Here is a 7514-nt window from a genome sequence, read left to right as displayed (position 1 = left end):
GGTCATGGCGGACCTGGGGTGCCGGTGTGGTTGAGAGTGCGGTATCCGCGGACTTCGGGTGTTCGGTGTGGTCAGTCGTGTAGTGCGTCTTGTTTTGCGGGGGCGTAGGTCGGTTCGGTCTTCTTGAGGATGGCTATGACGCGGTAGGTGATCGGCATGACGAGCACCTCGCACAGGGTCTTCCACAGGAAGCCGACGATGACGTAGTTGACGAACGACTGCCAGGTGTTGATGCCGATGGCGGTGGCGGCGATCGAGCAGAAGATGAGGGTGTCGGCGAACTCGCCTATGACGGTGGAGCCGATCAGGCGGGCCCACAGGTGCTTTTCCTTGGTGCGTTCCTTGATCAGCACCAGGGTGGCCGAGTTCAGCAACTGGCCGACGAAGTAGCCGGCGAGACCGGCGAGCACGAGTTGGGGGGTGGTGCCGATGACTGTGCGGAAGGCTTCCTGGTTCTCGTAGAAGCCCGCGGCGGGGAGCCGGATGGCGATGGCGAAACAGGCGACGGTCAGCAGCAGGGCGCCGAAACCGGTGTAGATGGCGTGGCGGGTGGCGCGGAAGCCGTAGACCTCGCTGAGTACGTCGCCGAGGATGTAGGCCAGCGGGAACAGGAAGAAGGCGCCGTCGGTGGCGATCGGCAGGATCTGGATCGGGCCCAGCAGCACCGAACTGTCGGAGAAGAACTCCACACCCTTGGTGGCGCAAATGTTGGAGATGATCAGCGTCGCGGTGAAGATGGCGACGATCACCGGATAGAACCCCCGCGCAACCTGGGCGAATGCCGCATGTTCCGGCGCGGGGTGCCCAGATTCAGCTGGTTTGTCGAGCGAGTTTGTATCAGTCACGGCCTCATTCTCCCAACCCTCGCGCCTCCTGGTCGACTAACCCTGATGTGTCCGGGTTCGGGGCGGTCCGAAGGGCCACGCCTCGAGCGCGCCGACGCTGAAACCAACCAGTACCCTGTCGTTATGACGAATCCCGGCGATTCCGACGAGTGGTGGAAGCAGTACGGCGGATCTGGCGTGTCCCCAGAGTCCGGCGCGCCGGGTTCGGTGCCGCAACATCCGACCGCCCAGCCGTCGCAGCCTTCCCAGTACCCGTCGTCGCCGCAGTATCCCCAGCAGCCGGTGCCGCCTCCCGCACAGCCGCAGTACCCGCAGCAGCCACCATCGCAGCCGCAGTACCAGCAGCCCAATCAGCCGCAGTATCCGCAGCAGCCGCCCGTCTATGGTCAGCAGCCGGGCTATCCGGCGGCGGGCGCGTACCAGCCGTACGGGCAGTACCCGCAGCCGCAGGGCACCAACGGTCTGGCGATCGGCGCGCTGGTGTCCTCGCTGATCGGTCTGTGCAGCTGCGGTCTCGGCGCGATCGTCGGCATCATCCTCGGTGTGATGGCGCTCAACCAGATCAAGGAGCGCGGCGGCGAGGGTAAGGGCATGGCGCAGGCGGGCATCTGGATCGGTGTCGCCGCGCTCGTGGGCTGGACGCTCTACATTCTCTTCTTCGTGGTGCTCGGCATCGCGGGTGGATTCGACACGTCGACGACCTACTGATCTCTACACGAAACAGGGGCGCCTCCGAAATTCGGAAGCGCCCCTGTTGTTTTCGTCAGGTGCGGGTGATCAGCCCTTGACGACCTGCGTGCCGCCGGCGAGCTTGTCGTGCCAGCCCTGCTTGTTCGGGTCGCTGTTGATCGTGGTGGCGATGTAGATGCCGAGGCCGATGCTCGCCAGCGAACCGACGCAGTAGATCAGCTGCGGGATCAGGAAGAGGTTGCGCTTGAGCGAGGCCTCCGGGGTGAGCTGAGGTGCGCCACCGGGCGCGAGCACGCGCAGGCCGAGAATCTTCTTGCCGAGCGTGGCGCCCTGCGTGACCTCGAGGCCGACGAAGTAACCGACCATCGCGAGGGTCGTGACGATCGGCGAGATGAGGTACAGGAACACGGCGCTGCTCGGAAAGACCAGCGATGTGATGATGCCCACCGGGATGCCGACGATGAAGCCGTCGATCACGCGCGCGCCGAAGCGGATTCCCAGATCGGCAGGCTGCACGCCGCCGAAGCCCTGCTGCTGCTGACCGTACTGGCCCTGCTGCGGGTAGCCCTGCTGCTGACCGTACGGGTCCTGCCCGTAGGCCGGCTGCTGCTGGCCGTAGGGATCCGGCTGGCCGTAACCGGGCTGGGGTGCCCCGCCGTGTCCGGGCTGGCCGTACGGCTGCTGCTGGCCGTAGCCGGGCTGTGGCTGCTGCTGGCCGTAGGGATCCTGGCCGTAGCCGCCGGGCTGACCGCCCTGCGGGTACTGGTTGGGGTCGTAACCACCGCTGGTCATATTCTCAGTCCTCGTTTTGATCTTCTAGATCGGTCAATGCGTACGTTACGGACATCCCTCTTGCCGGAACAACCCGATAGGCTCGAGTATCCACGGTTTCCGGGGGATGCGGGCTCGGTCGAAAACTTCGCGCAGTTCAGCGGTGGTGCGTGCGGAGTATCCGAGTGACTCCGCGATCGCCGCCACCACGTCCTCGGGCGTGTGGCCGAGGGCACGCTGATCCGAAAGACTTACGGCGCCGTCACGTTTGGCCAGGCGCTTACCCTCCTCGTTGAGTACGAGCGGCACGTGGGCGTAGACCGGGACGGTGAGTCCGAGCAGTTGCGCCAGATATGCCTGGCGCGGGGTGGACGGCAGGAGGTCGTCGCCGCGAACCACCTGGTCAACGCCCTGGGCGGCATCGTCGACGACGACGGTGAGGTTGTAAGCGGGGACACCATCACCGCGGCGCAACACCAAATCGTCGACGGCGCCCCGATATCGGCCGTGCAGCAGATCGGTGATCTCGTACTCGGTGACGTCGGCGCGCAATCGTATTGCGCCGACGCGTCCTTCGGCCCGCTTGGCCGCGCGTTCGGCCTCGCTGAGCTGACGGCAGGTGCCGGGGTAGGCGCCCATCGGGCCGTGCGGCGCGGTGGCGGCCTGCTGGATTTCGCGTCTGGTGCAGAAACATTCATAGGTGCGCCCGGCCGCGGTAAGTTCGGTCACAGCGGCCGCGTAGTTCGGTAGCCGTTCGGATTGGTAGACCACAGGGCCGTCCCAATCGATGCCTATCGCGGCGAGGTCGTCGAGCTGACGTTCGGCGGCGCCGGGGCGTACCCGGTCCAGATCGTCGACGCGAATCAGGAACTCGCGCTCGGAAGTTCGGGCGAAAAGCCAGGCGAGCACCGCGGTTCGCAGGTTTCCCACATGCAGCTCGCCCGAAGGGCTCGGCGCGTAGCGGCCCGCGCCGCGACTCGTTGGCACTGCTCGATCCTATGTGGGCTCGCGGCACAGCCGCGTTCGTAGCCGTTCCTCGGCGATGGTGTCACCGGCATCGAGCGCGTCGAGCAGCTCTCGCGCGTGCGCGATCAGTCCGGTGCGGTCGACATCGTGCTGCTGGGCGTTCGCCGGGTACGACCCGAGTCGCTCACTGGCGCGGCGCAGCAGGATACCCGCGCCTTTGGCATTGCCCCGCTGGATGTGGGTGAGGCCGACGGCGTACTGGGCCAGACCCTGCCAGAGCATCCGCTCGGCAACCGGCCCGTTTTTCCATGCGGCCTCCAATACCTCGTGGGCATTGAACGCCAATCCGTCGTCCAGCAGTTGCTGAGCGAAGGTGAGAGTTTGCTGGGGTCCGAGCTCGAGGTCATCGGGAATTCGGGCGACTCCGGCACTGCCGAGGGGCAGCGGTCGGCCGAGTCGGTCGCGGGGGCGATCGTTGCGGGCACGACCTGCGGTGTCACGGTCACGGGAGATCATTCCCCCATGATCCACGCCTGCCCGCGATGGTGCTTATGTGACGGTTGAGGTGCCCGGGAAATTGACGTATCACGGACTAATCACATGGCCGTAAATCAGGATGTGTCAACCGGATCGAGAATGGGTAAGGGACCTGGCAATGCTCCCGCAAACGTGAAGCTTCGCAAGCTTGGCAAAACGATATGGGAAAGCAAATTCTCTTCCGCAACATTGCGGAAGACCTGCTAGTGTTTCATCCGCGGGGCAGCCCCCGGAGGCGAAAATGCCTCGATGCGCTGGTTCGTGCCGGTCGGTTGCGCGCGCCGTGTGGCAGTGCGTTGTGTGCCACGAAGTAACTCATCGGTCGCGCCGGATATCGGAATGTTCAACGATTCCAGGAGTTATCCCCTCTTCTCGATGAACCAAAGGAGTAAGTGCCGTGGAAGTTGATGTGACCGACGCTGTGTGGCGCAAGAGCACCTACAGCGGACCCGATGGGAACTGCGTCGAAGTAGCCTTTCTCGCCGGCGGCGATATCGCCGTTCGCGACACCAAGGATCGCGGTCGCGGACCCGTGCTGGCCTTCGGTCCAGGGCAGTGGCAAGCCTTTCTCGCCGATGTCACCGCGGGAGAGTTCGCACGCGGCTGAGCCGCGAGATGCGTCTCGAATGGGCAATGCCGGCCCCGAGTCGAGCGGACTCGGGGCCTTCTCGGTGACGTAGGCGGGGTGGCCTATCGTGGCCGGATGACCACGATGGCCGCGCGTGACGCGACGATGTACTGGCTGTCACGGCGCACCGCCAACGACGTGTTCCTGCTCTACTCTTTCGCCGAAACCGATTCCACCACTGACGAACTCCGCGCTTTCATCGCGGCGCGCGCGGCGCGCATTCCGGATCTGCGGATTCGGTTACAGGAGATACCGGGCGATCTCGGTTACCCACGTTGGGTTCCGGCCGAATTCACGTCCCAGCAATTCGTACACCACCGGCCGGAGGGTCTGTCGTGGCATGCCCTGCTCGTGGATCTGGGCGAACTCCTGGGAACCGGTGTCGTCGCGACCGAATATCCGTGGCGCGTCCATGTTTTCCGGTCGGTTCACTCGTCGCCGCGATCGGCGGCGCCCGTGGTGGTCGTGGTGCTGCAACTTTCGCACGCGCTCGCCGATGGCACTCGAGCCGCCGCCATCGCGCGCGGGCTCTTCGGGATGGCTGTGGATGAATCAGTTGTTCACAGCACATCTGATGCACCTGTGGATAACTCGGGATATCACCCGGTCGGAGCTGGGCAAACTACCGCACAGCCGGTGGAATCCTGTGGACAACCCTGTGGATGGATTGCTCAGCGGGTAGATCCGAGAGTACTTGGCGTGCTGCGTTTTCCCGGGCAGCTCGCGGCGACAGTGTGGCGCGGGCGTGCCGCGTACCGGGCGCAGCGGGAATTGGCGGATCGCACGGCCGCCGGTGAGGTGCCCGCGGCCGCAACCGGTTTCGCCCCCTGTGCGTTGAATCCGGCCGCCGCGGTCGGCGGCCATACCGTGCGAATGCTCGTTGTCGATGCGGACCACCTCCGTACCCCGGGCAGAACCGTCACTGTTACCGCACTGACGGCGATCTCGCGCGCGCTGGTCGACTATCTCACCGAGCGGGGCGAGCGACCGGAGCGGCTGGGAACGGCGCTGCCGATGGCACTTCCCGCGCCGAGCGCGGCCCGCAACAACTACCGCGGACTGTCGATCGACCTGCACATCGACGAACCCGACCTGCGCCTGCGCGCGAATCTCATCGCCGCCGAACTCGCCGACCGCCGTGAACGAGCCACGAATCCGCTGCTGGGCGTACAGGATCGAGTCGGTGAGGTGGTTCCCGCGATCCTGGCGGTGCGCGATGTCGAACGGGCCGACCTGGACAATGTTCCGGTGACGCTCGACGGCAATACCGTCGTCTCCAGCGTCTATCGAGGCCCGGCCGATCTAGCCTTCGCGGGCGCCCCGGTCCTGTTCACCGGGGGTTTTCCGGCCCTCGGTACCGTCATGCACCTGACCCATGGCGTGCACGGGATCGGCGCGACGATCACGCTGTCCGTGCACGCCGACGCGCGGGTGATGCCCGATCCGGACCGCTACCTGGAATTGCTCACCGCGGCTCTCGACGCGGTCGTCACCGCGCATCGCTGAGACACGCACGTCCGGAACAGGTTTCAGCTGGGTCCGACGTTGTTTCCCGCGCGCTTCAGCTCCGCGCCCACCGCGCGCAGGGCCGAGTGCAAGGCTGTCGCGGGATCGGTTCCCGCGGCCCGGCCCTCGATCACACCGTCGATCCGGAACGGGCAGAAATATCCGGTTCCGCTGTCTCCCTGGTGTGGTCGCCCGATCTCGATGAGCGGGCCCGTTCGATGCGCCGCGGCGATCGCCGTCGCGAGTGCGGCATCGGCGGCTCGCGGATCACGTCGACGAGAGCCGGGCAGCACGGGTGTCGATTGCGCGTGAACTCGCTCGTACCAACCGATCACTTCGAAAGACGCTGCTCGCGCGCCGGTTTCGTAGTGGCCGAGCGCGGCCCTGCTGTACGGAACGCGCGCGGCCAGCGCCGCCAGCGACAATCCCGACTCTTCCCGCAATCGCCGCAACCGAGCTCCGACGACGCCGTTCCCCTGCTCGCCCCGACTGGACATGGGCTCATCGTAGAGAACTGTAGACGTTTGTAGACGCTTTTTGCTGTCCAAAAGGTCTTGGCAGCGACCATACTTTTGTCGGCGGCTCAGCGATGACCATACCGCGCCACACGTGCAAGCACTGACTCGTTCGGAGGGGAACCGATGGAGATCTATCTGTGGATTGCCGTGGGGCTGTTGGTGTTCGGGGCGCTGAGCCGCTACCTACTACTCACCCCGCCCGCCGAACGCGGGCGCCCGAGCGTCGCCGAGATCAGGCGACGGCTTCAGGCCGAGCGCGAGGTACTCGGCCACGACTCGACATTGCCGTCGGTGCGCAGCATTTCCGCCAGCAGCTTCTCCGCGTCGGATTTCTCCCGCGCCAGGACGCTCCAGCCGCGCACCAGACCATCGGGGCCCGATTTCGTCGTCCACGAGCCGACCGCGTGAGCACCCTGGGGATGCAGCGCGTAGTAGATGGTGCCGACCGGGTAGGCGATATCCATGCCGCGTACCCAACCGGTGAGCGCCTCGCCTTCCCACACCCGCATCTCGCCACGGACCCGGTCGACCGGATCGGCCGCGGGCTCGGGTGGTTCGGCGGTCGAGTCGAGCATCAGATGGTCGCCCTCGTGCCGGATGGTCACCGCCGCTACCTCGACCTCGTCCGCGTGGTTCGCCGGTTTCTGCCAGGCTGCCCACCAGTCGCCCGCCAGGTCGACGCGGTTGTCCACGATGCCGGCCAGCTCCGCCAGCGAGACCTGCAGGGCATTGGCCAACCTGACAGCGACCGGCAGTGTCGGCGACTGCTCTTCGGACTCGTACCTGGTGATCTGGCGCGAGCTCACCCCGATCGCGGTGGCCAGCGCGGGCTGCGAGAGCCCGAGCAGTCTGCGCCGCTCCTGGATCACCTTCCCGGTCCCGGTGTTCATACAGTCATCGCCTCCATTGCCTGCCCCTCCCGTCACACCCTGCTGGACACTTGCGCACCGGGCCCGCAGCTGTCGCGCGCCGCCACCCTCCGTCATGAAGACCACTGGCGTGCCGTCCATGCCGACTGTGTGGCCGATTCTCCCATTTCTTCGCTCCAGCAGG

Annotated in this window: 9 protein-coding genes; 3 read left to right on the top strand and 6 right to left on the bottom strand. The window is 65.9% G+C overall.

The features are described 5' to 3' along the window. Positions 1 to 71: 71 nt before the first annotated feature. Entirely contained in the window at positions 72 to 845 is a 774-nt protein-coding gene (locus tag NA12_RS22400; protein WP_067454591.1) for a queuosine precursor transporter, read from the bottom strand. A gap of 123 nt (positions 846 to 968) precedes the next feature. Here NA12_RS22400 and NA12_RS22395 point away from each other — a divergent pair, with 123 nt between their 5' ends. Next, complete coding sequence (locus NA12_RS22395; RefSeq protein WP_067454588.1) at positions 969 to 1553, top strand: DUF4190 domain-containing protein; 585 nt, start codon at positions 969 to 971, stop codon at positions 1551 to 1553. A gap of 69 nt (positions 1554 to 1622) precedes the next feature. Here the strand turns inward: NA12_RS22395 and NA12_RS22390 are convergent, their stop codons facing one another. Genes NA12_RS22390 through NA12_RS22380 form a run of 3 tightly spaced genes read right to left on the bottom strand, consistent with a single transcriptional unit; the run spans position 1623 to position 3788 of the window. Continuing rightward, a complete protein-coding gene (locus NA12_RS22390; protein ID WP_067454586.1) occupies positions 1623 to 2327 on the bottom strand; it encodes an RDD family protein in 705 nt (234 codons plus the stop codon). Positions 2328 to 2372: 45 nt separating this feature from the next. Beyond that, positions 2373 to 3293: a tRNA glutamyl-Q(34) synthetase GluQRS gene (gene gluQRS, locus NA12_RS22385; RefSeq protein WP_067454583.1), complete on the bottom strand. Its 921-nt coding sequence runs from the start codon at positions 3291 to 3293 to the stop codon at positions 2373 to 2375. Positions 3294 to 3302: 9 nt separating this feature from the next. After that, a complete protein-coding gene (locus NA12_RS22380; RefSeq protein ID WP_067454580.1) occupies positions 3303 to 3788 on the bottom strand; it encodes a DUF309 domain-containing protein in 486 nt (161 codons plus the stop codon). A 418-nt stretch (positions 3789 to 4206) separates the two neighbouring features. Between NA12_RS22380 and NA12_RS22375 the strand changes: the two genes are divergently transcribed. Together NA12_RS22375 and NA12_RS34200 are read left to right on the top strand one after the other, a co-directional pair. Continuing rightward, positions 4207 to 4416 (top strand): DUF397 domain-containing protein, encoded by a 210-nt coding sequence (locus tag NA12_RS22375; RefSeq protein ID WP_067454579.1) that lies wholly within the window; start codon positions 4207 to 4209, stop codon positions 4414 to 4416. A gap of 720 nt (positions 4417 to 5136) precedes the next feature. Beyond that, positions 5137 to 5943, top strand: coding sequence for a WS/DGAT domain-containing protein (locus NA12_RS34200; protein ID WP_165914768.1), 807 nt, complete (start codon positions 5137 to 5139; stop codon positions 5941 to 5943). A 23-nt stretch (positions 5944 to 5966) separates the two neighbouring features. On the opposite strand, the gene NA12_RS22365 is transcribed toward NA12_RS34200, so the two are convergent. Both NA12_RS22365 and NA12_RS22360 read right to left on the bottom strand, forming a co-directional pair. Continuing rightward, positions 5967 to 6440, bottom strand: coding sequence for a helix-turn-helix domain-containing protein (locus NA12_RS22365; RefSeq protein WP_084472997.1), 474 nt, complete (start codon positions 6438 to 6440; stop codon positions 5967 to 5969). A 266-nt stretch (positions 6441 to 6706) separates the two neighbouring features. Next, positions 6707 to 7351 (bottom strand): helix-turn-helix domain-containing protein, encoded by a 645-nt coding sequence (locus tag NA12_RS22360; protein WP_067454570.1) that lies wholly within the window; start codon positions 7349 to 7351, stop codon positions 6707 to 6709. Positions 7352 to 7514 lie beyond the last annotated feature (163 nt).

It is taken from the genome of Nocardia alba NBRC 108234, assembly GCF_001612665.1.
In the GTDB taxonomy this organism is placed as follows: Bacteria; Actinomycetota; Actinomycetes; order Mycobacteriales; family Mycobacteriaceae; genus Nocardia; species Nocardia alba.
Note: the sequence above shows the minus strand (reverse complement) of the source record. Positions and strands in the feature narration are given on the sequence as shown.

Coding starts and splice junctions, on each gene's coding strand:
- NA12_RS22395 (WP_067454588.1), top strand. CDS start 969: ATGACGAATCCCGGCGATTCCGACGAGTGGTGGAAGCAGTACGGCGGA.
- NA12_RS22390 (WP_067454586.1), bottom strand. CDS start 2,327: ATGACCAGCGGTGGTTACGACCCCAACCAGTACCCGCAGGGCGGTCAG.
- NA12_RS22380 (WP_067454580.1), bottom strand. CDS start 3,788: ATGATCTCCCGTGACCGTGACACCGCAGGTCGTGCCCGCAACGATCGC.
- NA12_RS22365 (WP_084472997.1), bottom strand. CDS start 6,440: ATGTCCAGTCGGGGCGAGCAGGGGAACGGCGTCGTCGGAGCTCGGTTG.
- NA12_RS22360 (WP_067454570.1), bottom strand. CDS start 7,351: ATGAACACCGGGACCGGGAAGGTGATCCAGGAGCGGCGCAGACTGCTC.